The organism is Streptococcus sp. ALY_211 (assembly GCF_058314555.1).
Genome location: NZ_JBZFUN010000001.1, coordinates 88,793 through 114,392, shown reverse-complemented (window position 1 = coordinate 114,392; position 25,600 = coordinate 88,793). Strand labels below are relative to the sequence as shown.

Below are 25,600 nucleotides of genomic sequence, written 5' to 3'. Positions count from 1 at the left end.
AGGCTTTTAGCTATTATGAAAAAACTCAATGCTATTGAAATTTCTGGTGTCAAGCTCCCACTCTATGTGACCTTAGTCATCATCTTAGCCCTTACTATCTGGATGGGGAAACTTCCCCTCAACATGTTGGGGATTACTTTCATGTTAGTCCTTCTAGGACATCTCTTCTACTTCTTTGGCCAAAAACTGCCAATCTTTAACACCTATCTAGGTGGAGGATCTGTCATGACCTTACTGCTGGCTGCCCTGCTTAACAGCTTTGGTATCATGCCCAAGACTGTTATCGATGCGACAGCTGCCTTTATGCAGGATTGGGGCTTTCTGGATTTCTACATTGCAGCCTTGATCTGTGGGGCTATCCTAGGTATGAACCGCAACCTCTTAGTTAAGGCATCAGCTCGCTTTATCCCCATTTCACTGGCCACTATGGTCATTGGTTTCTTTGCAACTGGCGGTATGGGTATGCTGCTGGGACAAGGCTTTAGTCACTCTGTCCTTTATATTTCAATGGCACAGATGGCTGGGGGGATGGGAGCTGGTATCGTTCCCCTCTCTAAGATCTATGCTAGCCAACTCCATGTCCCAGCAGGTCAAATCCTCAACCAACTAGCACCAGCCACAACCCTTGGTAACCTCTTTGCCATCATTGGTGCTATCTTTATCGCCAAAGCCTTTGCCAAGACAAAATATAACGGTCATGGAGTGCTTATCGAGGTTGATAAAGATGAGCTGGAAAAACCTGCAATCACACTCGATGCCACCAAAATCGGTGTCGGGCTCATGTTTGCCTTTGGATTATTCCTTATCGGTGTCATTCTCAATGCCTTTATTCCTAAGATTCATAGCTATGCCTTTATGATTATCATTGTCTTTATCCTAAAGGCCACCGATACTGTACCAAAAGCCCTACAAGATTGTGTCGTGATGTTTAACCAAGTGGTTATGACCAATCTGACCCATGCTGTCTTGGCAGGGATCGGACTAGCCATGATGGATCTCTCCAAATTGGCTGCTGCCATGACCTGGCAATTCCTAGTCCTCAGCTTGACCTCTGTCCTTGCTATGGGACTGGCTAGTTGGTTCCTTGGTAAGATCTTCGGACTCTTCCCAGTTGAAACAGCTATCGGTGCCGGTATGATCAATAATTCCATGGGAGGTACTGGTAATATCGCTGTCCTATCAGCTGCTGACCGTATGGAAATGATCGCTTTTGCCCAAATGGCTAACCGGCTCGGTGGGGCCATTATCCTTATCCTAGGTGGTATTTTGATTCAGCTCTTTAGCTAAAGCAAATAGACCGATTTAATAGACAAGTAACCTGGAACTTCACATTAGAAATCCAGGTTATTTTTTATAGAGAAATTGACAAACAGCTATTCCACTAATACTGTCCTAGATCAGCTAGTCTACCTTATTCTTGTATTCTTAGCCATAAATCACTACAATAAAAGCATAAAATTCTTAGAAGGTGGTGAATCCTAATGACGAATGAAGACATAAAAGCAGCTAAAGCATTCAGACAACATGCTACAATAGTTGATGGTCAACGTGATGCAGGACTTCCTAGAGAAATTCCTGAAGTTGAGCGTTTTGATGATATTGCCTACGGTCCAAAGGAAAAATGGAATCTGTTAGACATCTACCTACCCAAAAATCGCCAAGGAAACGTTCCAACGATCATCAACATTCACGGCGGAGGCTGGGTTTACGGCACTAAAGAAACCTATCAGTTCTTTGGCCTCAGTCTAGCCAAGGAAGGCTTTGGCTTTGTCAATTTCAACTATGAACTGGCACCTGATGTTATCTTTCCAAGTGAACTTGATGATGTCAATCTTGCTATGCACTGGGTAGCGCAACATGGACAAGATTATGACCTTGATCTGGACAATGTCTTTATCATAGGAGATAGCGCTGGCGGTCAAATGGCCGGTCAATATTTGACCATCCTAACCAATGCTACCTTTCGAGCTAAATTTGACTATGCTAAACCAGAATTCACTGTTCGAGCTGGTGCCATCCATTGTGGAGCTGCCTTTTTGACCTTACCAGGTGTTATTGAGGGCGCACCAGAAGCCTACTTCACACCTGAAGTTTTGGCAGAAAAATACGATATGCTCCAAACTGAAGACTACATGACTAAAGAGCTTCCACCTCTCTTTCTTACCACAGCCAATAATGACTTCCTCCGTGACTGTACTGTCCGTTTAGATGGCTACTTATTAGCCAAAGGAATCACTCACGAATTTCACTCCTACGGCACAGCGGACAATCCCAAAAAGCATGTCTTTAATTACAATAGTAAAGATCCCGAAGCTCTAGCATGTAACCTAGAAATGCTGAACTTCTTCAAGAAGCATCTGGTCTAAGACTTATACTTTGATAGATAGGCTAGCCATTTTTGATTTAAATTAATCTTAAATTTCTCTTACCAAAATCTTAAATTTCTGCTAAAATAAAACCACTAGAGGATAGAGAAGGCCTCTCATTACCATAATAGGAGCTCTATCTGGCTAAATTAGGAGGAATACCCATGAGAAAACGAGATAAGCTATCTTGGAAACCTTCCAAGAAATACCTGTTCACCCTGTCCAGTGCTGTCATCTTGGCTAGCTTTACCGCTTTATCCAAGCCAGTTACAGCTGACGAGCAAACTCAAGTAACGACACCACTCGTCGCTGATACAAACACCAATGACAAAGCACAAACTGCTAATCAGAACACTGCCGTGGTCAACAACCCACTCACCACATCAGAGCCTGCTCCTAATCAAACACCTAACACGCCCCAAGAAGAAAGGCCTTCAGAGTCTACAGCAGCAAGCACAGTGCTGACTTCAGAATCACAAGATACAGATACAGCATCCTCTCCGCTATCTAAGGAAGAAGAACCTGCTGTCTCTGAACCATCAGCAACAAGCGTCACCACAACCTCTGGTTTTTATAGTGACGACCAAGGCAATTGGTATTATGCTGACCAAAACGGTCAAAAGGTCACAGGCTTTCAGACCATTGATGGCGCCCACCTCTACTTTGACCAAGACGGCAAACAAGCAAAGGGTAAAGAAGTCAAAATCGGTGATAATGACTATTACTTCGATCAAGATAATGGACAGATGTGGACCAATCGTTTTCGCCTAGCCTATATCGCAACTCGTCCAAGAAGCAGCTCCAGATACCTCTCTTGGGTCTACTATGGCCAAGATGGTGCCAAGGTCCGTGGTCACCAAGTCATTGACGGCAAAGAATACTACTTTGATGATAGCGGTATCCAATGGAAAGGACGCATACTTAAAAATGAAGACGGCACAATAAACTACTATGACCATTTCAACGGTCAAAAAGTTTATAACGCCTTCCGTAGCTACACTATCGACTATAGCCCAATTGGCCCTACGATAACGGATACCTACTACTTTGACGACAAAGGGAACGCAGTCTCAGGATTCCAAGAAATCGAAGGAAAACTCTATCATTTCGACGATGACGGTAAACTGATCACTCGCCCAAGCTATCTCAATAATCTAGAATACTTGATTGATTACACTGAAATATATCAAGGAAAAGCTTATCAACCTGATGAGACAGGGATCTTGGTAGAAAATACCTTGATCAAACACCAATTCATCACACAAGATAATAACACCTACTACTTAGATGACGAGGGTAAAGTAGTCTCTGGTCTCACCACAATTGACGGGAAAACTTACTATTTTGGAGATACCAAAGAATGGCAATATAATGGACCAGCCAAAGTGACAGGTCTGCCAAATGCTATGTTCCACGGTAGCGTCTGGTTTGAAAAATCTGGTACTCCCCACTATCATATCCCTACAAACAAATACGATAATCATGTAGATTCTTACTACATGTATTTCGGCGAAGACGGCGCAGCTGTGACCAACCAATTCGTTGAAGAAAACAGCAACACCTACTACTATGGAAACGATGGAAAGCGCGTCAAAGGATCACAAACGATCGATGGGAAACACCTCTATTTTGATGAAGAAGATGGGCATCAGATCAAAGGAGCCCTCTACTCAACGGCAACTGGAGCACGCTATTACTTTGATAATAACACTGGTGAAGCCCTAACCAATCAAGATGTTACCGTCGATGGCATCACCTATCACCTCGACCAAACCGGTCTAGCTAAAGTCACTAACTACCCAGCAAAGACTAATCAACTGGTTTACTTCAACCTTTATGCTATAGCTCCAAGCGGTAAGGTTTATAGCCATAAAGCGTCTAATACTTACTTCAAGAACCCTTCAAAAACAGCCTTTACAACCGATTTTTACTACTTCGATGAAAATGGTAAGGCTGTAGCCAATCGCTTTGTTGAAGTCTCTGGCAAATGGTATTACTTTGATGCCGATGGTAAAGGGGTAACAGGCGCCCAAACTATCAACGGTCAAAACCTCTACTTCAACGCTGACGGCAGCCAAGTCAAGGGTGCTACAGACCCCGACGGCAACTATTACGACATCAACACTGGCCAACGTCAGCCATAAATAAACGCCTTGACAAAAGATCATTGTTCAATTTCATGTATAAAAAAAACCAGTTTGAAGTTTCAAACTGGTTTTTTGTCATGTTAAATATGTCTTATGCTTAATGACTATTTTTTAACCGAACACTAAGCTATATTCGTCACCTAGCGATCTCCTTTATTTCGGATCACAAAGCCACTTTGCTTCTCACTTGAGGTACGGTGTGGATGTTTATTATTCTTATTTTCAAAGTCCTTACGATTTTTATTGGACGTGCGTTTAAAATCACGACGACCATTATTATCACGACGGTTTCGCTCGCCACGTCCACCTCGGTTACGGTTATTATTCCCACGTCCACCCTTGCTACGATTAAAGCCAGATGGCTTAAACGGTAGAGGCTTCTCACGACTAATCTCAACCTCTGGCATAGTCGCTGGATCTTGAACCGTCAAACTGAGGATATAAAGGGCCAATTCTTCTGGGCTAAACTCAGCTGCCAGCTTAACCGCATCTTCTTTAAACTTATCAAAGTTGGCACGAATTGCCTCATTTGCAAAATCACGCTCAATCTTCGTTAAAGCGACACGCTTCTTAGCTTCAAAGGCTTCTTTTTCTGTCGCTGGCTTAAGACCTTGCATACGCTTCTTGGTCAAATTTTCAATAATAGAGAGATAACCCATTTCATTTGGTGAAACAAAGGTAATAGATTGTCCCTTTTTACCAGCACGACCAGTACGGCCGATACGGTGAACATAGCTCTCTGGATCTTGTGGGATGTCGTAGTTGTAGACATGAGTCACACCAGAAATATCAAGACCACGTGCTGCAACGTCTGTCGCCACCAAAATATCTAGATTATCATTCTTGAAATCACGGATAACACGTAAACGCTTATTTTGATCCAAGTCTCCGTGGATCCCTTCAGCACGATAGCCACGAAGTTTAAGCCCACGTGTCAGCTCATCAACACGACGTTTGGTACGACCAAAGACGATAGAGAGCTCAGGCTGATCAACGTCAATGAGGCGCGTCATAGTATCAAACTTTTCTTGTTCTTTGACACGAACATAGAACTGCTCGATATTATCACTGGTTAGTTCTTTTGCTGCAATCCGGACATGCTCAGGATTTTTCATGAACTTAATTCCAATACGCTTGATAGCATCGGGCATCGTCGCTGAGAAAAGCAGAGTTTGACGCTCCTCAGGGACATGACTGATGATAGCTTCGATATCTTCAAGGAAGCCCATGTTAAGCATTTCATCAGCCTCATCCAGAATAAGGGTCTCAATATTATTGAGGCGAAGAGCCTTACGCTTAATCAGATCCAGCAAGCGTCCTGGTGTTCCCACAACGATATGAGCCCCTGAGCGAAGCGCCTTAATTTGCTTTTCAATACTGGAACCACCGTAGACAGAACGGACCTTAACCCCCTTGTCTCGACCAAATCGAAAGAGCTCTTCTTGACTTTGAACGGCCAATTCGCGCGTTGGTGCAATGACCAAGGCTTGAATAGCTTTGTGCTCGACATTAATTTTATTCAGCGTTGGCAGCCCAAATGCCGCAGTCTTACCTGTTCCTGTTTGCGCCTGACCAATGACATCCTTACCTTCTAAGGCCAAGGGAATCGTCATCTCCTGTATAGGTGATGGCTCTACAAAGCCAGCTTTTTCAACGGCTGACAAAATATCTGCTGATAGTTGTAATTCTGTAAATTTCACTTAAAAACTCTTTTCTAAAAAGACAGTGCGAGGCTGCCTTATAAAACCTGTTTAGTATCATTATTGCACCATGAGTGCAACTCCCTAAGTATACCACGTTATGGGGTAAAATGATAGTTTATCTACTGAAAATTAAACTTAACCAATAGCCAGGTCCTGAAAAAATCCGCTGATACTTAACTTCTATAGCCAACCCTATAAACAGCATTCATCTTATTTCCAGCCTTATTGGCTTACCTACCCATAACTGGATCAGGCACATCGAACATTATTAGTTCTCTTTACGACGCTGTGAAAGCTCCATCATACCTAAACCAGCTAGCACAACACCTAGACTCAAGATCGGCAGATAAGCATTATCACTGTCACCAGTTTCTGGCAATCTACTATCCTTAGAACTATTATCCTTGAAGTGATAAGTTACTTTTGTTACCACACGTTCTTGAGTCGGAGTAGGCGGTTGATTAGGATCCTTGGGATCCGGTGTCGTCGTCTTAACCGTATTGGAACTGTAGGCAAAGCCATTAACAGTATTGACATAGGTGTTTTCAAAGGTACCAACAGCGATGCGGCTCATTTGAAGGTAAGTTTCTGCTTGGAAGGCGGAAGCAAGAGAAACAGAACGCAAGAAGTCTTCTTCAAACCTAATGGCAATAGCGCCCTTAGCACCATCCACTTCTGCTCTTGTGTGTGACGTCAGATCAGCGCCAGCCTTGATAACACTTCCGTCTTTGAGCCTTATATCGACTTTGGCAAAGACCTTATATTGTCCTGTATAGAAATCCCCTGTTTGGTCATAATCATCATAAAAACTGTATTCAAAGAGTTCGTCGGAATGATCAGCAGGAATGATACCACCAATCAAGCGGTAGTTGAAGACTTGACCAAGTGCAATAGTCTGACCATCAACACTTGTCATATCGGCCGGATCCAGAGTCAAGGTGACGTCTTTCTTGGGTTCAATCTTAGGAACATTGTTAGTAACAATGTTTGATTCGTATCCATTACCAAAGTCAATTTGATAGGCCTTATTTTCATACTGACCACCACTCTTGCCCATTTCCGCCTTGACCCTCATTGGGCTAACAATGGTCAAATCAATACCTGTCACGACATAAGCATCATAGAAAGCCTGCGGATCATCAGCCGTAAAGAGCTGGAAGGCACCTTTCGGTGTGATTTTTGCCCTTTTCAAGACTTCCTGAACACTTACAGGTGCTACGTCAAGGCTAGTATAATCAGTCACGCTGATACCTGTTACGGCCTCACCACTGGCATCAGTAATTTTAACTAAATCTGAACGCAGTTCCAGCGCTTCTTCTGGATAATCATCCAGATAGAAGAAGCCTTTTTGGATAGTTTCTGAGGCTGACTTATCTCCCTTGTACTGATCCAAATCCCAAGTCAGCTCATAGAAATTCGTTGAACCGGCTAAAACGGTTTTGCCATCAATCGTCACCCCATTTTCATTTTTATTGACCTTATGTGGTTTGATATAGTTGTTGTTAGGATTATTAGGATCATTTGGTTTACCAGGTGTCGTCACACGAACAATATTGGACTTGATACCGTAGGCATCATTCACAGTCAGAGTGAAGTTGTTGGTATAGGTCGCTCCATCATTGAGCACTTGTCCTACGACTGTTGGGTAAGCCGGTGATAGCACCTTAGTCAAGTCGGCGTTGAACTTCTCTAAGGTAGCAGCTGTTGCTGTGAAGATCACTGTATGACTTGCTTGATCATAGACAACGTCAAAGTCTGGACTAGCCACCTTTGTCGCTTCAAGATTGAACTGATAGCCGCTTGGAAGAGGATCGACCAAGACAAAGGAAGTTGTTTCCTCACGTCCTGCAGGCAGTTCAGCCGTCTTCAGTTGAAATTTAACAACAGATTGCTTAGCCACCAAGGTCTTATCAATAGCAACATTATCCTGATTCCTGATCTCCTTATTGACTTGTGGTTGAACAGACAATCTCGCATAGTGGAAACGGACAGTTGGGATTTCAGGTGGCGTTGGTAGATTTTGATAAACAGGATCAGTTGGCGGTATTGGCAGGGTTTCATAGTCGGGCGCAACCGGTTCTGTTGGCTCATCCTTTGGAGTTGTTGGAGTCGGCGGCGTAGGCTCATCCTCATAGCTTGGCTCTACCGGTTCTGGTTCCTGAGGTTGCTCCACTTCATAGTTGGGTTCATCTGGTTTATTCGGTTCCGGCTGATCCGGTATCCGAGTCGGTGGTGTTGGTTCCGGCTCATAGTTGGGTTCGACTGGTGCCGGTTCTTGAGGCTTTTCTACTTCATAACCAGGCTCGTTGGGTTTGTTAGGTTCCGGCTGATCCGGTGTACGAGTCGGCGGCGCTGGTTCTGGATGGTAGTTGGGTTCGATTGGTGCTGGCTCCAAGTCCTTTTCAAGCTCATAAGAAGGTTCATCTGGCTCAGTTGGCGCAACTGGTTGCCTTGGCTCAACCGGTTTATTAGGAATGTCCTTAGCCTTTATCTTAGAATCAAAAGCAAACCATATTCCAGAAGCATTTTCAGCAGAAAGCGTAAATTGAATATCGGGACCGGTTTGTTTACCAACAATAGCCCCATACCAATTCACTGGAGAATCTGTAGTATCCCACTCACTGCTTTCAAATCTTGATTGATTAGCCTTAGTATAGTTTGGCGTAGCGGCGTATAAGCCATCTCCATTGTCTTTTACAGAAGAGCCGTTTATTTCAATGGCCGTCCCTGTGTGATAATCAACCTTTTCAATGGCATTTACACCATCATACTGTGCCCAACCATGCCCTCTATTAAGTGAAGAGAAATCTAACAAGGCACCTGTTGCATCGATCTTATTGCCATCTTCATCATAAAAGCTAATGTCGACATCAATACTCTGTGAGCCGAAGAACTCAAAGTAATAGATTGTTGCTGTAGGATCATCATATAGCATGGCAGGTATTTTATCGGCATTAAGACTGGTATCTTTTAGCGTATATATAAATTCTGCAGATGCAATCTTTTTACCATTCAGCTCTGAATTCTTTAGGTTGCTGTACCGTGCAACAACAGGTTTACCTTTTGGCAAAAATACTCGCTTGCCCGGCCAATCGGCACTATCTTGAATGCCACCCCAAAAATGGTTATAAGCAACCCGTCTCTTTTCTGTATTAAATGGGGTATCAGCCTTAATATAGTCCATTTTATCTGCTTCGGCATAAAATTCGTCAGCATTATAGACTCTATCTCCCGATGTAATTTCAAGGGTAGCATTTTTTTCTTGCTCAAAAATAAAGGGTTGCGATTCTGGTGATGGTAAATAACCATCGTCATTTTTGTGTTTTTCCAGTTCTGCCAAGGCAGTCTTGTAAGCAACTTGAGCAGCTTCATAAGCTCTTAACTCGGTTTGATAGTCAGCTAAATCTTTTTGGTACTGGGTTAAGTCATTTTGATATTGGGCTAATTTAGCTTCGTAATCAGCCTTGGCTTGGGCATTGCGCTGTTTAATAGCTGCATTTTCGGCTACAATCTCAGCATTCTTAACTTGGTTGTCTTTAACAGCTTGATCGTAGGCTGCCTTGGCATCAGCATTGGCTTTTTGTACCCGAGCTAATTCAGTTTCGTAGGCTGCTTTTTTAGCTTGATAATCAGCTTCATTAGCCGCATTCCCCGCTTGGACTGCTGCCAGATCGTTTTGATATTGGGCCAATTTGGCTTCGTAATCAGCCTTGGCTTGGGCATTGCGCTGTCTGATGGCTTCATTGTCGGCTGCAATCTCAGCATTCTTAACTTGATTGTCCTTAACAGCTTGGTCATAAGCTGCCTTGGCAGCAGCGTTGGCTTTTTGCACTCGAGCTAATTCGGTTTCATAGGCCGTCTTTTTAGCTTGGTAATCAGTTTCATTAGCCGCGTTCTTTTGTTGAACATCTGCCAAGTCAGCTTCATATTGCTTCAGAGCAGCTTCGTAATCAGCCTTGGCTTGGGCGTTGCGCTGTTTAACAGCCTCGTTTGTCGCTGCAATCTCAGCATTTTTGGCCGTATTTTCAGCTACAGCCTTGTCGTAAGCCGCTTTGGCAGCAGCATTAGCTTTTTGCACCCGAACCCGTTCCTTTTCGTAGGCAGCTTTAGCGGCTTCATAGGCTGCTTGGTTGTCTGAATTAGCTTGTTGAACAGCGGCCAAATCTTTCTCGTACTGAGCTAATTTAGCTTCATAATCAAGCTTGGCAGCTGCATTAGCAGTAGTAATGCGCTCGACCTCTGCCTTGTGAGCAGCCATATCTTTTTCATACTGCGCCTTTATTGCTTGATTCTCAGTAGTGATACGATCAGTCTCTGCCTGATGAATGGCCAAATCTAACTGATATTGCTCAGTTACCTGATTGATTTCCTCAGCCTGCTTAGCATAATCGTCTTTGATTTCTGCTTCTTTTTGAGCTGCTTCTTCGGCAGTTTTTACTGTTCCTCTATCAACCGTTTCATCTTGAACAACAGTGACACCAGCCTCTTTAGCATCTGCAACAGCCTTATCTACCTCTGTCCTTGCTACGTCAACTGGGAGTGTTCCTGTAGTCTGACCCGCTTGATCTTGACTTGCCTCTGCTTGAGCACTCAGATCAGCTTGCTTTTCTGGCAGATTAGTCGCCGGATTACCCGTTTCCGTACCTACTACCTCTGTATCAATACTACTAGTTGTTTTCGTAACTTCCTCTGCTGCAACCCTATAGCCTGTCAATGACAGCAGGGCTGTAGTTCCTAGTACAGCTCCACATAGAGATTTTACAGCTTTACTTTTTCGAAACCCATAAATTTGTTTCATTCTCATTGTTTACTTCCTATCGCTTTTTAGGTAAAAGATGAGTTATTACCAGCCATATTGTAACATATGAGTCTTTTTATTGAAATAATTTTAATTTTCAGTTTTTGTTTAGAAATTATTCAGAAAATTGTTAGCTTACAGTAAAAACTAGGAAACACTGCTCCTCCCCTACGAATTCAGACATCACATACCCTAATAACCACGATCTAACCAGAAAATTTGTTAAATAGAACATTTTCTGTTATGATAAGGGCGTCACAAGAGGAGCTTATGCTGAGAATGGCTGCTGGATAAATCTGACAGACTGCCAGATTTTACATCCAAAAGCCTAAACTCTTTGAACCTGAACAAGGTAATGCTTGCGTAAGGGATGTGCGGATAATATCAAGTTTTCCTTGAATTATCACAGTTTTGATTGTGGCAAATCATCCATTGCCCAGTCTTTGCTGCGGTAATAAGAAAGGATTTTTTTATGACCAAAAACTCACTAGCTACAATGACCGAGACAGCCCTCTTTGCAGGACTAGCCATGATTATCGACCTATTGACACAGCCACTCATGGTAGGACCCTGGATGTCCTTCTCTTTCAAAATGGTACCTATTTTTATCCTAGCCTTTCGCAGAGGTACTCGACCAGCTATGGCTGCCGGACTCCTTTGGGGCCTGCTTCAACTACTGCTAGGACAAGCTGCAGCTGGCTGGCTGACCTTTGTACAAGGTATACTGGACTACCTCCTTGCCTTTAGTATGATAGGCTTGGCGGGTATCACGAAAGCATCCCTTCAAACAGCCCTTAAACAAGAGCATACCATAAAAAGTTTAGCCCTAATCCTATTCGGTATTTGTATAGGCACCCTATCTCGCTATTCTATTCACTTTATTACAGGCATGATCTTTTTTGGAAAGTACGCTGCTCCTGGCCAGAGTGCCTTTATCTATTCCCTAATCGTCAACGGTACAGGATTTCTTGGAGAAGGCCTATCTTGCTGTCTTATCCTAGCACTTCTCCTGCCATTTCTGAAACGATTCCTAACCGTATAAAAGCCTCGCTGAGTCATATCTCAGCAAGGCTTTTATAATTTTCTATATCATACCACTAATTTTTCCTGCTCTAATATAAGACAATAAAATTATCTCTAATAACTAAGAAACTACTATCTTAACGGTGTGACAACCCTCTTTTAAAGGTTTTCCAAATACCATTATCATCTGTCTGGAGGATAAAACCAGCATAATTGCGAGCCATAAACACTAAGACAAACACAATTGTTCCAGCTAGGAGAGCGAGACTGATGGCTCCTTCTACCAGACTAGCATGTTGATTAATCAATCGAACCGGCATGACAAAAGGAGACGTTAAAGGAATATAAGAGGTGACCTTGGTTAATAGATTATTATTTTCTGACATTGACATTGAAAAGCTCAAAACAAAATCAACCATTATCATATACATGAGCGGTTGCACTGCCTTGCTAGCATCTTCAGCCCGACTGACTAAAGAGCCACATAAGGCTGCTAAAATAACATAGAGTAAAAGTGCCAGTACAATAAAGCCAACCGTCAGACCATCAAAATTTTTGACAACCTCATGCACAACCCCTCTATAAGAATGGAACTGTTTCATACTCAAGAGAGGATCTAGGGAGACTGCGATACCCACGGCATAAATTCCAATATGCGTCAAAATAAGCGCAAAAATACCTAGAATCTTACCGTAAAAGTAACTGCTAGCTTCAACACTAGAGAAGATAACTTCCATAATTTTGGTACCCTTTTCGCTAGCAAATTCTTGCGAGATAATACTAGCATAGGTTAAGAGCAACATGTACAAGGCAAAAATAAGGATAAACAAGGAAATAGTTTTAGCAGCCTTTTGGTCTGCCTTTTTCTTACCAGCTAGTTCTTCCTTATAGTTGACTTGACGTGCCAGCACCTGAGACTGAGCAGGGCTAAGCTGAGCCTCAGACTGATTACGTCCAGCTTGCAGAACTGATAAATCCTGCATCAGCACTGTCTTATCATGCTCATCCATGGCTTCTACCCCATGATAGGTAGCCGTCAGCTGACCATCTTTTTCATTCAAGACAAGATAACCCGAAATATCATCTTTATCTAGGGCTTTTTGAGCAGATGAAGCACTCGCCATGCTCTTATAATCCTTTGCATGTGAGAGCTGCTCTTTAACTGCTTTTGGAGCAACCAAGGCAATTTCAGGTTCATCAGAAGATGAGTCCATAACCCCACCCATCAGTACTATTAATCCAGCTAATAAGAACGGCGACAAGACCAAAAGTAAAAAGCTGATTGATTTGGCTTGTCTCTTATAGGTCTCATTCATTACTGTCACAATCTGGTTCATGCTTCTACCCCCGCAATCATTTTAAAGATCTCATCCACGGTTGGTGGTTGTTGGTCAAAGGTTTGGACATAATGCCCACCTGTCAAAATTTGAAAGAGCTCAGGTCCTGCTGCCTCATCATCTAAAATCAAGCGCCAAGTCCCCATCTTGGTTTTCGTTGCCACTTCCACATGATCCAGCTTTTCCAATTCTTCTTGACTGAGATCAGAGCTGATAAAGAGACGCGTCCGTCCATAGGACAGACGGACATCATTGACACTGCCCTGGACAGCAATCTCACCATCTGCAATCATCACTAAATCATCGCAGATTTCTTCTACATTAGCCATGGTATGATCCGAAAAGATAATGCAGGCACCACGCTCTTTTTCTTCTCGGATAATCTGCTTAAGAAGGGCTGTATTGACGGGATCCAAGCCAGAAAAAGGCTCATCTAAGATAATCAAATCCGGCTGATGAATCAGAGTCGCAATCAACTGAACCTTTTGCTGATTCCCTTTAGAGAGAGATTTAATCTTATCGTCTAGCTTTCCTTTGACCTCTAAGCGTTCCATCCATTGGGGCAAAACAGCTGCTACATCACGTCTCGCCATCCCTTTGAGTGCAGCGAGATAACTGATCTGATCCTTAAGCGTCTGCTTGGGCATAAGACTGCGCTCCTCTGGCAAATAACCAATCCTAGCAAAGGTCTCCTGAGTAATCTTTTGACCCTCAAAGCTAATACTGCCCTCAAACTGGACAAAATTCAAAATAGAATGAAAGAGAGTGGTCTTACCAGCACCATTCTTACCGACAAGGCCAGTAATTCGACCCTTCTTAAATTGAGTATCAAGCCCGTGCAGTACTTCCTTACTGCCAAAGCTCTTTTTTAAACGATGAATTTCTAACATAAACTATCCTTTCTAGTCTAAAGTTCTCCTAGTATTCTACACTAAAAATAAACGATAAGAACACGATTGCCTGAATGGTTGCTTTTTATGCCTGAACGGTCATTCATAGGTAAAACAAAACCCATTTTACCAGCAATCACAGATGTCCGTCGACAAGCCACTGCACATAAAAAAACCAAGCCCGCTAAGACTTGGTTTCTTGGTGCTATATGATTACAACTTTTCAGCTACAGCTGCTAGTAAAGCAGGGATTTGTGAAGCGTCTGAACCTCCGGCCATGGCCATGTCTGGCTTACCACCACCACGACCGCTGACGATTGGAGCAAGTTCCTTAATCAGATTACCAGCGTGGATGTCTTTAGATTTACTTGCCACAAGGACATTGACCTTATCACCGATACTTGCTGCCAGGACCAGAACATCTGAGTGGTCTGCCTGCTTCCAGTTGTCCGCAAAGGTGCGCAGAGCACCAGCATCTGAAACCTCTACTTGACTGGCGATATAGCGGATACCATTTGCCTCTTTGACATCCTTAAAGATATCGCCTGCTGCGGCAGCAGCTGCCTTTTCTTTGAGTTCTGCGACTTCTTTTTGCAGGTCTTTGACTTGCTCAGTCAAACTTTGCACCTTAGCTGGGACTTCCTTGAGCTGTGGAGCTTTGACAGCAGCAGCCACTGATTTAAGACTGTCTTCTTCCTCACGGAAGGCTTCAAAGGCTTGCTGACCAGTCAGAGCTAGGATACGGCGAGTACCTGATCCGATTCCTTCTTCTTTAACGATCTTAAAGAGACCAATTTCCGAAGTATTACCCAGATGAGTACCACCACAGAGCTCGATAGAGTAATCACCGATAACTACGACACGAACGTCCTTACCGTATTTCTCACCAAAGAGAGCCATAGCTCCCATTTCCTTAGCCGTGTCGATATCAGTCTCAACCGTCTTGACCTCAATAGCCTGCCAGATTTGTTGGTTGACTTCTTCTTCAATACGACGGAGTTCGTCAGCGTTCACAGCCTCAAAGTGAGTGAAGTCAAAACGCAAGAAGTCTTCTTCATTGAGAGATCCAGCCTGGGTCGCATGCTCACCAATAACATTGTGAAGAGCCGCATGGAGCAGGTGAGTGGCCGTATGGTTTTTCTCAACCGCATAGCGCCGCTTGTGGTCGATTTCCAAGTGGTACTCTGTCCCCAGAGTCAATTCACCCTCAACCTCAACGGTATGGAGGGCTTGACCATTTGGTGCCTTTTGCACATCCACCACACGCCCAAGAACCTGACCTGACGCATCTGTGATGACACCATGGTCAGCTACCTGTCCGCCCATTTCAGCGTAGAATGGCGTCTCGTCAAAGACGAGAAGGGCTTGACCTGACGCTACAGCGTCAGCACGTTCATTGTCCACGATAATAACGGATAACTTGCTGTCCAGCGCTTCGTTTTCATAGCTGAACGTAGAGGACTCAACGATACCTGACAGGGTTTCGTTTTGCATTCCCATCGAACCGCCCTTGACGACTGCAGCCCGGGCCCGCTCTTGCTGCTCTTTCATAGCAGCTTGGAAACCAGCATGATCAATCTTATAGCCAGCATCCTCTGCCAACTCTTCTGTCAACTCAACTGGGAATCCATAAGTATCATAGAGTTTGAAGATATCCTTACCTTCCAAAGTATCCTTACCGGCTGCTTTGAGATCGGCTAAGAGTTCTTCCAAATGGCCACTACCAGCGTCAATGGTGCGGGCAAAGGTTTCTTCTTCACGTTTAACGATCTTTTCAATAAAGTCTTGCTTTTCCAGCACTTCAGGGTAGTAAGATTCCATAATCTTACCAACCGTTGGAACGAGTTTGTAGAGGAAGGTATCTGTAATCCCCAAACGACGGCCATGCATAACCGCACGACGAAGGAGACGACGAAGAACATACCCACGACCTTCATTACCAGGAAGAGCACCATCACCGATAGCAAAGCTGAGGGCACGGATGTGGTCAGCAATGACCTTGAAACTCATATTGTCGCCATCTGGATCATAAGTTTTACCTGAGAGCTTTTCAACCTCACGGATGATTGGCATAAAGAGGTCTGTTTCAAAGTTTGTCTTAGCCCCCTGCATGACTGCTGCTAGACGCTCTAAGCCAGCCCCCGTATCAATATTTTTACTTGGAAGCTCTTTATACTCACTGCGTGGAACCTTAGGATCGGCGTTAAATTGTGATAAGACAATATTCCAAATCTCGATATAACGATCATTTTCAATATCTTCTGCCAAGAGGCGCAAGCCAACATGATCTGGGTCAAAATCCTCACCACGATCATAGAAGATTTCTGTATCAGGTCCAGAAGGCCCAGCACCTATTTCCCAGAAGTTATCTTCGATTGGTACCATATGACTTGGCTCCATACCGCAGGCAATCCAGCGATTGTAGGTATCCTTATCATCTGGGTAATAAGTCACATAGAGCTTTTCCTTAGGAAAGGCAAACCAGTCCGGACTAGTTAAGATCTCATAGCCCCACTCAATCGCCTCATCACGGAAGTAATCGCCGATTGAGAAGTTCCCCAGCATTTCAAACATGGTGTGGTGGCGGGCTGTCTTTCCGACATTTTCAATATCATTAGTACGGATCGACTTTTGCGCATTAGTAATGCGGGGATTTTCTGGAATAACGGACCCATCAAAATACTTTTTGAGCGTTGCCACCCCAGAGTTAATCCAGAGAAGGGTAGGGTCATTGACCGGCACCAGATTGGCTGATGGTTCTACGGCATGACCCTTGGATTTCCAGAAGTCAAGCCACATTTGACGAATTTGTGCAGATGTTAATGCTTTCATTGATAAGTATTACCTTTCTATATCTCTGTTCTTAGTTAATGAGAAGCTGAAGCTGCAGCTCCAGCTTCTTGAGCCTTGACATAATCGATCGCTACTGTTAATGCAATGACTAAGTCTGAATAACTTTCCTGATAGACTTCAATATTATAAGTTGAAGTCATCCTCAACCATTCCTGTGAAATACGGGCTAGGACTTGACCATTTTGCAGCAGGTCAAAATTCATATCCCAAAAATTGCCCTGAACTTCCATATTCAGATTTTCAAGGGAATAGTGGGGTTTAAAAAAGCTAAAATCTTTTTTGATGGTAACAACCTGACCATTAGCTAAACTCACATCAAATTTGGGAAGAAAGGACCAGACCCGCTTTTCAACTTTTCCCACCTGATGACCAGACATATCCAAAATAGTAAAGGTCTTTGGAATTTTAAAGAGGCTGCCTTCCACCTGATAAGATGGTATGCCCAGCTCATCATTGATGATAAATTTTCCGCCCAAGGACCACATTTTTTGTTTGATTTGAAATGTTTTCATACAGAAACTCCCTCATGCTATAAGGAATAACTAAAAAACAAGGTCACCAAAGGGAGGGCGATCAAAACCGCGGTACCACCTCCATTTAATGATCTTGTCATTCTTCATTGCATTTTTAATTGTAAACGACCAAGTAGCAAGTCCTCTCCACACCGTCTGGCTCGCAGCAACCGCCAGATTTCTGAACTGGTAAAAAAGACCATTCTCAATCGTGATTATTTCTTAGAAGATGATAATCCAGTGGATGATTTTGAAGTAGACACATTAGTGTCTGCTGCACTCAAACCGTAGTCTGTCAACAATGAGTTGTAGTTATCATCTTCGATAGTGACATTATACTCTTTCAAAAGACCAGCCATAACCTTGTTGACAAAGTCTTGGTCAGACAAGCGTGAGCTGACAAAGATTTCCTTCAAGCGTTTCTCATAGCTCTTCCAGTCTTCTTGTTTTTCAGTCTTTTTAGTGACCTTGGCAACATAGTACATCTTACTATTGTCATTGCCCTTAACTTCGATGACATCTGTCACACCATCTTTTTTGAGCTTGAAGGTTGCATCTTGAACTTCGTTTGGAGGAAGGGTAGATGAACGATCAGAATCATAACGGGTACCAGAATCATAAGAGATACCAGGTTGCCCTTGGTTTTCACTGACGATACTATCCATATTAGCATCCTTGGCACTCAAACTCTTCTTGATAGATTCAGCTTTAGATTTTTCAGCAGTTGAGAAGTAAGTCACTGTCACTTCTGGTGAGTAAGACTTAAAGGATTTTTGCAATTCCTTGTCCGTCATTTCCTTCTTAGCTGCGGCTTCCAATGCTTTTTGTTCCATCAAACGATAGCGGATATAATCTTTGAAGCTGTCTTCTGTGAAGTTATTGCTTTCAATCAAGGAATTGAAGTCTTGACCATTATCTTCAATACCCTTTTTCTCCTCATCAAAGCGCTTTTGAACATCATTGGAAGATACCTTCTTGCCATATTTATCTTCTAAGATATTTGTGAAGATAAGCTGCTGGAGGTTTTCTTTTGAAACGGTTGCACCAGCTCGAAGTTGATAGACATCATTCACGGTGATTGTCTTACCATTCATACTAGCCAGCACTGTTTCTTGAGACGGCTGACTATCCATCCACAGGTAAGTCCCTGCAGCACCAAGTCCAGCCGCAAACACAAAGAGAAACAAGGTACGAAAAACCTTACTAGCAAGAATCACTCCCAAGGAATGAAAGAACCCTCCCTGCTTTTTCTTTCGATTGACTTTTTTTCTGCGACGATTTTTACTTTTGACTTCGTCCTTATAAGCTTTTCTATTAGCCATAGTCTACTCCTCTTTTATTCGGACATCTCTGCCCAGATCATTAACTTTTCCATTATAGCACACTTTAGGCAAGATTGCCTAGTCTGGCAGGGTGACATCTGGAACATTTTTACGAATAACAAGTACCCCATCGCTAATCGGTAAAAGACTCACCGTCAGGTCAGGATTGTCCAGGGTCGCTTCCATCAGTCTATGAAGACCCCGATAGATAGTTCGCTGCCCCCGACGAACTTCCTCAATCGGCTTGACAAGATCCCCCCCTTGAAAAACATCATCAATGACAATCACACCACCAACTTCCAGATGTCTAAGAATTTCTGGCAGGATAACAATATACTTAGACTTAGCCGAATCCATGAAGACAAAGTCATAGGTATCTGTCAACGTGCCCAAAACATCTACAGCATCTCCTTCAACCAAGGTAATTTGCTGACGCTCATCAAATCGATCTAAATTTTCCTTAGCAAGGCGGATCATCTCTTCGTTGCGGTCAATCGTTGTAATCTTAGCGTCTGGTGCATGTTTAGCCATTAGTAAGGCAGAAAAGCCAATAGCAGTGCCTACTTCTAGTATAGACTTAGGATTGAGCGTCTGCAGCAAAAAACGAAAATACGCCACAACTTCCGGCTGGATGATAGGTATATTTTCCTGGCGGGCAAAATCAGCGATAGCCTCTAAGCTACCTCCCTCTTTTTTCTGATGCGTCCGCATGTAGTGAACGATATCTTCTTTAACTATAGGACGACGCATATTGTGATTTGCATGTTTACTGTATGATTCAACCATGTCCCTATCATATCAAAGACCAAAATGATTTGTAAAGCTCGACCGACTGCTGATTTTTTCGCCATAATCCTTTCCTTCATGATATAATACTGGTAAACAACTTTCTTAAGCCAACTTTGATAATAAGGAGACCCCTATGCTAAAAGAATTTGACGCTTTCAAAAAGACCCTCTCTCAGGATAGCTTGAAGGCCATCTATGATGAAACCCGCATCGAAATCGCCAACGACGAAACAGAAGGGACCGAGGCATTTTCCATCGCCCTAGCCAGCCAAATGGCTGTCAACCTTCTAGAATACTACCAAGACTGGCTAAAAGAAGACCAAGATAATAAATAGACCCTAGGTAACAATCCTAGGGTCTATTTATTAGAAAAAGATTGCTCGAGCAAGAAAGCTAAATGGCTTCTAAAAAATATCGCTACCATATTTCCAGTCAGGACAAGACAAAAGACCGTAATAAGAGTTGAAAAACTCGACCTTAATCTTGCTTACAACTAATTCAGTTTTATTTTCTATTGATTGGTCATCAGCACCTTGCGTGGCTTAGTCCCTTCAGCCGGTCCAATAACTCCAGCTTCCTCTAGTTCTTCCATCAAGCGAGTAGCACGATTAAAACCGACAGACAAACGCCGCTGAATCATAGAAGCACTAGCTTTCTGCGTCTCAAGTACCAGAGCTTTAGCCTCTTCAAACAGAGGATCTCCTTCACTAGAACCACCAGCACTAGCACCGCCAAAATCACTTTCAGAAACGTCACCAGGATCAAAGCTATCATCATACTCAGCCTGAGCCTGATCCTTAATAAAGCTGACAATACGTTCGACATCATCATCAGAAATAAAGGAGCCCTGCAAACGTACAGGATGATTTTCATCAATGGGTTTAAAGAGCATGTCCCCACGTCCTAAAAGTTTTTCCGCCCCATTTTCATCTAGGATTGTCCGAGAGTCCGTCCCAGATGAGACAGCAAAAGCCACACGGGACGGTACATTAGCCTTAATCAATCCGCTGATAACATCCACAGAAGGACGCTGAGTCGCTAAGATCATATGGATACCCGCAGCTCGTGCCTTCTGACCCAAACGAATGATAGCATCTTCGACTTCCTTACTAGCTACCATCATCAGATCAGCCAACTCATCAACAATAACAACAATAAGGGGCATGGGAATGCGTTTTTCATCAGACTGGGCATTAAAATCTGCTACCTTAGCATTGTAGCCAGCAATATTTCTAACACCGACATGGCTGAAGAGCTCATAGCGATTTTCCATCTCGTCAACAACCTTTTGAAGGGCCTTGGCCGCCTTGCGCGGATTGGTCACAACAGGAATGAGCAAGTGAGGAATATCATTGTAAACAGAGAGCTCAACCATCTTAGGGTCAATCATCATAAACTTAACCTGATCAGGCGCCGCCTTCATCAAAATACTAGCAATAATCCCATTGACCGCCACCGATTTACCAGACCCAGTCGATCCTGCTACCAGCAAGTGGGGCATACGTCCCAGATCAAAACTGCGAGCACTCCCATTGACCGCTTTACCCAGCGGAACTTCCAAAAGTTTATTGGGATCTGTCTTAGATTGTTCCCAGAGCTCACGGAAGGTCACGGTAGCAATTTCTGAATTAGGCACTTCGATACCAACTAGAGATTTTCCTGGAATTGGTGCCTCAATACGGACATCCTTAGCTGCCAAAGCGAGAGCCAGATCGTCCGCCAGATTGGAAATCCGATTGACACGGACACCGACTGCTGGCTTGATTTCATACTTGGTAACCGATGGACCAATCTCGGCCCGCTCTACGGTAGCTTTGATACCAAAACTAGCAAAGGTTTCTTCTAAGATTTTAATGTTTTCACGAACAATTTTCTTTTCTTTAGATTGATTCTTTGGCTTATCCGCAGCAAAGAGATCAATCGTCGGTAGCTGATACATCAAGGTCTGCTTAGGCGTGAAGTCCACCTCAACCGACTCATCACTAGCAGCATCATCTTCTAAAGCAGCATCCTGAGGCTCTTGGACATCCTCAGGCTCAGGCTCAGGATAAGGAAAATGATAATCCTTGAAGTCTTGCTGAGAATAGCTAGCAGCAGGAGACTCTTCCTCATAGCCGGCAAATATTTCAGGCTCATGAGCCAACAAAGAGGCATCATCTGCTGAATACCCTCTCTCAAGAATCTCTCCTGTCTCAGGATCAAGGTCATAATCAGCTCCCACCAAGGGCTCAGATTCTGCTAGCACTTCTTGTGCTGATAATTCAGCCTCAGCAGCTCGTCGTGCTTCAAGTTTTTCTTGCCGGCGCTCTTCTCGCTTGAGACTGGATTGATCGATCTTATCTGATAGTGTGCGACTGGATTTTTTAAAGAAATCCATGACATCATAGACGTCCCAAGCACTCATCAGATAGAGCCCTAAGACAATGAAGAGTCCACCGATCAAAAAGGTGCCTAAATTAGCAAAAAGAAAGGAGACCGGCCGATACAAAAGAGCTCCCAGCATCCCCCCACCTAAAAAGTGAGTGACTGCTACGTTTTTCAAATCAGCCGTGACTAGACGAAAGGTCCCTTCAAAAATGTCCCGCTCCCTCATAGCTGGCGTTGAAAAAAGATAGGCATGAAAGATCAGCAGCAAGCCAAGCATAATAGATACAAAACCAGACACCATGCCCTCATGTTTTTTAAGCCACTTGCCTGCAAAAAGATAGATCAAAATCCCAATCATAGCTGGATAAGCCAGACTGCCGACCAAAAGACGGATTAAATTATAGACAGTCACGCCAAAGGCTCCCAAGCGAATCATGGCAAAAAACAGCACAAAAGCGCTCAAAAAAGCTAATATCATCTTACGAATAGCCTTTTGACGCTCCAGTTCAGCCTTGGTCAGTCGTTTAGAAGATTTTTTAGGTTTTCTAGTAGATTTTTTCTGATTTTTAGTCGTTTTTGCTTTAGCCATAGTAGCTTCATTATAGCATTTTTCCAAGAGATAAGATAGCTTATTATCTAACACCAACTTCTCCCTTTTAGCTATAAGACTAGATAATTTTCGGCATATCTGGTAGAAAACTAAGACTGTTCTTTACCATGCAAGTATAAAAAGGTTGAGCAAGCTTGCCCAACCTTCTATTGCTAAAAGAAAGAATCTCATCCTAGTCCGCTAAAATCTGTTTGAGCTGAACAGCACTGGGTGAGACAATAGGCAAAAATGCTCCTTCTTTCCATCGTCTCGCAAAAGAAGATGGCTTCAAATAGCCCCTTCCTCCAAGAGCTTGAAGTTCCAGCGATAAACTATCCAACACTACCTGAACAACAGCGACACGGAGCTGAAAGAGCTCCCGAACATGTTTGAGAAAATAGCCATCTTGCCGTAGTCCTTGATAGAGCGATTGCTTAATTTCTTCTAAGTTAGCTAACACCTGCTGGTAGTCACCCTCTAGTACCTCACGATGAAAGCCCAATCGCTTATCCACCTCATCTAGTGAGTGCTGAGCCAGACCAAAGGCTAAACCGAGCTGATACCCTAGAAAAGCTGGACGGGTCTTCGCAACAAAAGACTGAGCATCATATGAGAGAATCCACCGCTCATCTAAGGGCAGGTGATCAAATGTCAGAGCTGCCGTATTGGCACCTTGAAGACTGATAGACTCTAGATCTTCTGACCGCTTAATACCAGCCGATTGAGGAACAGCTAAAATAATAGGTGGCTGATCGCCACTCGCATAATCAGCCGCAAAAACGGTGACAAAATTATCCGATCGCACATTGGTAACCCAAGGTAACTGTCCATCAAGATAGAGCTTCCCCTCATCATCTTGGACAATCGTCACACTCAACTCCTCAATAGCAGAGAGAAACTTCACACAGTTGGACAAGCCTGTACCTGCTGACAGCTTTCCTGTTAATAAATCTGCCAGCCACGCTTCACGCGCATAGGGATTTGCACTAGCCAAAATAATCTCAATAAAGGTGCGCTGCCCCCAGCTAATAAAGCCGGCTGTCAAAGAGTGCCCACTCAGCTCTGACAGAGCCTCGATCACATCTTGGCGGTGACCGCCGCTACCCCCAAAGTCTTTGGCAACCCCTAACCTAAAGACACCTTCTTGAGCAATGCGCTCCAGCAAGCTGTCTGCCAAGAGCCCTGACTGCTGGTCCAGTTCATCCGCATGCTGGTCCAGCCAAGCGATAAAGTCGTTGGAGAAATAACTCATAAGGCCTCCTTTTATTTTGCATAGGCCTGTAATTCTGGATTGATGGGGGTATCAGCCATATTATTGGCATAATTGCACAATGTAGCCAAGCTGACTCCCAAGACAACATCTAAGGCGTTCTCCTGTGTATAACCAGCCTCAAGAAAGTCTGCCAGAGCCTCATCTCCCACTCTCCCCTTGGTATTGATCACAGCGATGGTAAATTTAGCCAAGGTATCCAACTTAGGATCCGAATCGATTGGCGTACTATTGCGAAGAGCCTCTAAAAGGTCATCAGACATCTGAATTTGTTTGATAGAAAAAGCCGTATGACCAGCCACACAAAAGGCACACCCATTAGTCACCGCAGCAGTAATTTGAACCACCTCACGTTCAGTCGGCGTCAAGCTGTTACGACGATTAATCCCCCCAACAGTCCGATAAGTCTCAAGAGCGGTCGGGGCATTTGCCAACAGCCCAATCAGATTAGGAATATAACCGCCATTATCCTTTTTCACCGTACGCAGAGTTTCCTTAACAGCCTCAGGGGCTGAATCGATCGTATGAATTGTAAATGTCGCCATATATCTATCCTCCTTTTTTCGAGTGACTCTATCCTAACACCCTATCTAAGATCTGACTAATCTATATTTCTTATAGTGAACCATAAATATTTTTCATAACAAAAAACAAGCCTTGATACTAAGACTTGTCAGTATGGGTATACCGTTTTAAGCTAAAATGATCTGGCACTGGATCCTCGCCCCCTTCTACCAAGGGATGGCAGCGTAGGATTCGAGCAATCCCCATAAGGACACCTGCTAGACCATGCTTTTCTATAGCTTCAATCATATAGTTAGAACAGGTGGGACGATAGCGACACGATGACGGAAACAAGGGAGAAATCAAGCGCTGGTAGAGACGGACCGGAAGGATCAATAAGCGTCTCATGATCTCTTGCTCACTGCTGCATTATGCAGCTGACTGATTTCTTTTTTATTGAGGCGGCGAGACTCCCCAGGACGCAGCCCCTTTAGATCCAAGGTCCCAAACTGCGTCCGAGACAGCTTGTCGACTAGTAGACCAACCGCTTCAAACATCTTCTTTACTTGATGGTTACGACCCTCGTGGATAGTCAACTCAACAATCGAACGATTCTTATCTGGATCAACCTTGATAATCTGATAGCGAGCAGGCTGGGTCTTCTTGCCATTGATGAGCACCCCCCTTGTCAGCGGACGCAAGTTCTCCTTGGTTACAATCCCCTTGACACGCGCCAGATAGACCTTATCAATTTCATTGCGAGGATGGATCATCTCATCAGTGAAATCCCCATCATTAGTCAAAATCAGCACACCAGTCGTATCCCAGTCCAATCGTCCAACTGGATAAATCCGCTCCTTAACATCAGGCAATAAATCAACCACTGTCTTACGTCCCTTGTCATCGGAGACACTGGAGATGACGCCTTTTGGCTTATGAAGCAGATAATAGACTTTTTCTTCATTGTAAATCGGACTGCCATTAATCTCAACGACATCACCGCTTTTGACAGTTGTGCCCAGTTCTCTAACAATCTGCCCGTTGATAGTGACTTGTCCCAGCTTGATCAGCTCCTCAGCTTTACGCCGGCTAGCAACCCCAGCATGGGCAATGTATTTATTAATTCTCATA

General features: G+C 43.7%; 18 protein-coding genes. 5 read left to right on the top strand and 13 right to left on the bottom strand.

Annotated features, from left to right (window positions below):
* The first annotated feature begins 15 nt into the window (after positions 1-15).
* The 3 genes from AC4HAJ_RS00550 to AC4HAJ_RS00540 all read left to right on the top strand — a co-directional run bounded on the left by AC4HAJ_RS00550 (position 16) and on the right by AC4HAJ_RS00540 (position 4,510).
* Complete coding sequence (locus AC4HAJ_RS00550; protein ID WP_491078207.1) at positions 16-1,287, top strand: 2-hydroxycarboxylate transporter family protein; 1,272 nt, start codon at positions 16-18, stop codon at positions 1,285-1,287.
* 194 nt (positions 1,288-1,481) lie between these two features.
* Entirely contained in the window at positions 1,482-2,366 is an 885-nt protein-coding gene (locus AC4HAJ_RS00545; protein ID WP_491078206.1) for an alpha/beta hydrolase, read from the top strand.
* A gap of 164 nt (positions 2,367-2,530) precedes the next feature.
* The gene (locus AC4HAJ_RS00540; protein WP_491078205.1) at positions 2,531-4,510 is read left to right on the top strand and encodes a hypothetical protein; all 1,980 of its coding nucleotides are present in this window, start codon (positions 2,531-2,533) and stop codon (positions 4,508-4,510) included.
* A 143-nt stretch (positions 4,511-4,653) separates the two neighbouring features.
* Here the strand turns inward: AC4HAJ_RS00540 and cshA are convergent, their stop codons facing one another.
* A complete protein-coding gene (gene cshA / locus AC4HAJ_RS00535; RefSeq protein ID WP_491078204.1) occupies positions 4,654-6,213 on the bottom strand; it encodes a degradosome RNA helicase CshA in 1,560 nt (519 codons plus the stop codon).
* A gap of 271 nt (positions 6,214-6,484) precedes the next feature.
* A complete protein-coding gene (locus tag AC4HAJ_RS00530; protein ID WP_491078203.1) occupies positions 6,485-11,020 on the bottom strand; it encodes an antigen I/II family LPXTG-anchored adhesin in 4,536 nt (1,511 codons plus the stop codon).
* 466 nt (positions 11,021-11,486) lie between these two features.
* Between AC4HAJ_RS00530 and thiT the strand changes: the two genes are divergently transcribed.
* Positions 11,487-12,056, top strand: a complete 570-nt coding sequence (thiT, locus tag AC4HAJ_RS00525) for an energy-coupled thiamine transporter ThiT (protein ID WP_491078202.1) — start codon at positions 11,487-11,489, stop codon at positions 12,054-12,056.
* A gap of 118 nt (positions 12,057-12,174) precedes the next feature.
* Here thiT and AC4HAJ_RS00520 read toward each other — a convergent pair whose 3' ends face one another.
* The 6 genes from AC4HAJ_RS00520 to AC4HAJ_RS00495 all read right to left on the bottom strand — a co-directional run bounded on the left by AC4HAJ_RS00520 (position 12,175) and on the right by AC4HAJ_RS00495 (position 19,737).
* Positions 12,175-13,374, bottom strand: coding sequence for an ABC transporter permease (locus tag AC4HAJ_RS00520; protein WP_491078201.1), 1,200 nt, complete (start codon positions 13,372-13,374; stop codon positions 12,175-12,177).
* On the bottom strand, positions 13,371-14,264 hold the full coding sequence (locus AC4HAJ_RS00515; RefSeq protein ID WP_491078200.1) for an ABC transporter ATP-binding protein: 894 nt from the start codon (positions 14,262-14,264) through the stop codon (positions 13,371-13,373). Before AC4HAJ_RS00515 ends, AC4HAJ_RS00520 begins: the two co-directional genes overlap by 4 nt.
* Positions 14,265-14,477: 213 nt before the next feature.
* Entirely contained in the window at positions 14,478-17,096 is a 2,619-nt protein-coding gene (gene alaS / locus AC4HAJ_RS00510; RefSeq protein ID WP_491078199.1) for an alanine--tRNA ligase, read from the bottom strand.
* 35 nt (positions 17,097-17,131) lie between these two features.
* Complete coding sequence (locus AC4HAJ_RS00505) at positions 17,132-17,629, bottom strand: LURP-one-related/scramblase family protein (RefSeq protein WP_491078198.1); 498 nt, start codon at positions 17,627-17,629, stop codon at positions 17,132-17,134.
* 215 nt (positions 17,630-17,844) lie between these two features.
* Entirely contained in the window at positions 17,845-18,951 is a 1,107-nt protein-coding gene (locus tag AC4HAJ_RS00500; protein ID WP_491078197.1) for a peptidylprolyl isomerase PrsA, read from the bottom strand.
* Positions 18,952-19,029: 78 nt separating this feature from the next.
* Positions 19,030-19,737: an O-methyltransferase gene (locus AC4HAJ_RS00495; RefSeq protein ID WP_491078196.1), complete on the bottom strand. Its 708-nt coding sequence runs from the start codon at positions 19,735-19,737 to the stop codon at positions 19,030-19,032.
* A 136-nt stretch (positions 19,738-19,873) separates the two neighbouring features.
* Between AC4HAJ_RS00495 and AC4HAJ_RS00490 the strand changes: the two genes are divergently transcribed.
* Complete coding sequence (locus tag AC4HAJ_RS00490; RefSeq protein WP_491078195.1) at positions 19,874-20,074, top strand: hypothetical protein; 201 nt, start codon at positions 19,874-19,876, stop codon at positions 20,072-20,074.
* A 176-nt stretch (positions 20,075-20,250) separates the two neighbouring features.
* Here AC4HAJ_RS00490 and AC4HAJ_RS00485 read toward each other — a convergent pair whose 3' ends face one another.
* The 5 genes from AC4HAJ_RS00485 to AC4HAJ_RS00465 all read right to left on the bottom strand — a co-directional run bounded on the left by AC4HAJ_RS00485 (position 20,251) and on the right by AC4HAJ_RS00465 (position 25,599).
* The gene (locus tag AC4HAJ_RS00485) at positions 20,251-22,695 is read right to left on the bottom strand and encodes a DNA translocase FtsK (protein ID WP_491078194.1); all 2,445 of its coding nucleotides are present in this window, start codon (positions 22,693-22,695) and stop codon (positions 20,251-20,253) included.
* 193 nt (positions 22,696-22,888) lie between these two features.
* Positions 22,889-23,947, bottom strand: coding sequence for an acyl-CoA dehydrogenase family protein (locus tag AC4HAJ_RS00480; protein WP_491078193.1), 1,059 nt, complete (start codon positions 23,945-23,947; stop codon positions 22,889-22,891).
* Between the two features lie 11 nt (positions 23,948-23,958).
* The gene (locus AC4HAJ_RS00475; RefSeq protein WP_491078192.1) at positions 23,959-24,510 is read right to left on the bottom strand and encodes a carboxymuconolactone decarboxylase family protein; all 552 of its coding nucleotides are present in this window, start codon (positions 24,508-24,510) and stop codon (positions 23,959-23,961) included.
* Between the two features lie 118 nt (positions 24,511-24,628).
* The gene (gene yidD, locus AC4HAJ_RS00470) at positions 24,629-24,877 is read right to left on the bottom strand and encodes a membrane protein insertion efficiency factor YidD (RefSeq protein WP_491078191.1); all 249 of its coding nucleotides are present in this window, start codon (positions 24,875-24,877) and stop codon (positions 24,629-24,631) included.
* Positions 24,874-25,599 (bottom strand): pseudouridine synthase, encoded by a 726-nt coding sequence (locus AC4HAJ_RS00465; RefSeq protein WP_491078190.1) that lies wholly within the window; start codon positions 25,597-25,599, stop codon positions 24,874-24,876. Before AC4HAJ_RS00465 ends, yidD begins: the two co-directional genes overlap by 4 nt.
* Position 25,600: the final 1 nt, after the last annotated feature.

Coding starts and splice junctions, on each gene's coding strand:
- AC4HAJ_RS00550 (WP_491078207.1), top strand. CDS start 16: ATGAAAAAACTCAATGCTATTGAAATTTCTGGTGTCAAGCTCCCACTC.
- AC4HAJ_RS00545 (WP_491078206.1), top strand. CDS start 1,482: ATGACGAATGAAGACATAAAAGCAGCTAAAGCATTCAGACAACATGCT.
- AC4HAJ_RS00540 (WP_491078205.1), top strand. CDS start 2,531: ATGAGAAAACGAGATAAGCTATCTTGGAAACCTTCCAAGAAATACCTG.
- AC4HAJ_RS00530 (WP_491078203.1), bottom strand. CDS start 11,020: ATGAGAATGAAACAAATTTATGGGTTTCGAAAAAGTAAAGCTGTAAAA.
- thiT (WP_491078202.1), top strand. CDS start 11,487: ATGACCAAAAACTCACTAGCTACAATGACCGAGACAGCCCTCTTTGCA.
- AC4HAJ_RS00520 (WP_491078201.1), bottom strand. CDS start 13,374: ATGAACCAGATTGTGACAGTAATGAATGAGACCTATAAGAGACAAGCC.
- AC4HAJ_RS00515 (WP_491078200.1), bottom strand. CDS start 14,264: ATGTTAGAAATTCATCGTTTAAAAAAGAGCTTTGGCAGTAAGGAAGTA.
- alaS (WP_491078199.1), bottom strand. CDS start 17,096: ATGAAAGCATTAACATCTGCACAAATTCGTCAAATGTGGCTTGACTTC.
- AC4HAJ_RS00505 (WP_491078198.1), bottom strand. CDS start 17,629: ATGAAAACATTTCAAATCAAACAAAAAATGTGGTCCTTGGGCGGAAAA.
- AC4HAJ_RS00500 (WP_491078197.1), bottom strand. CDS start 18,951: ATGGCTAATAGAAAAGCTTATAAGGACGAAGTCAAAAGTAAAAATCGT.
- AC4HAJ_RS00495 (WP_491078196.1), bottom strand. CDS start 19,737: ATGGTTGAATCATACAGTAAACATGCAAATCACAATATGCGTCGTCCT.
- AC4HAJ_RS00490 (WP_491078195.1), top strand. CDS start 19,874: ATGCTAAAAGAATTTGACGCTTTCAAAAAGACCCTCTCTCAGGATAGC.
- AC4HAJ_RS00485 (WP_491078194.1), bottom strand. CDS start 22,695: ATGGCTAAAGCAAAAACGACTAAAAATCAGAAAAAATCTACTAGAAAA.
- AC4HAJ_RS00480 (WP_491078193.1), bottom strand. CDS start 23,947: ATGAGTTATTTCTCCAACGACTTTATCGCTTGGCTGGACCAGCATGCG.
- AC4HAJ_RS00475 (WP_491078192.1), bottom strand. CDS start 24,510: ATGGCGACATTTACAATTCATACGATCGATTCAGCCCCTGAGGCTGTT.
- yidD (WP_491078191.1), bottom strand. CDS start 24,877: ATGAGACGCTTATTGATCCTTCCGGTCCGTCTCTACCAGCGCTTGATT.
- AC4HAJ_RS00465 (WP_491078190.1), bottom strand. CDS start 25,599: ATGAGAATTAATAAATACATTGCCCATGCTGGGGTTGCTAGCCGGCGT.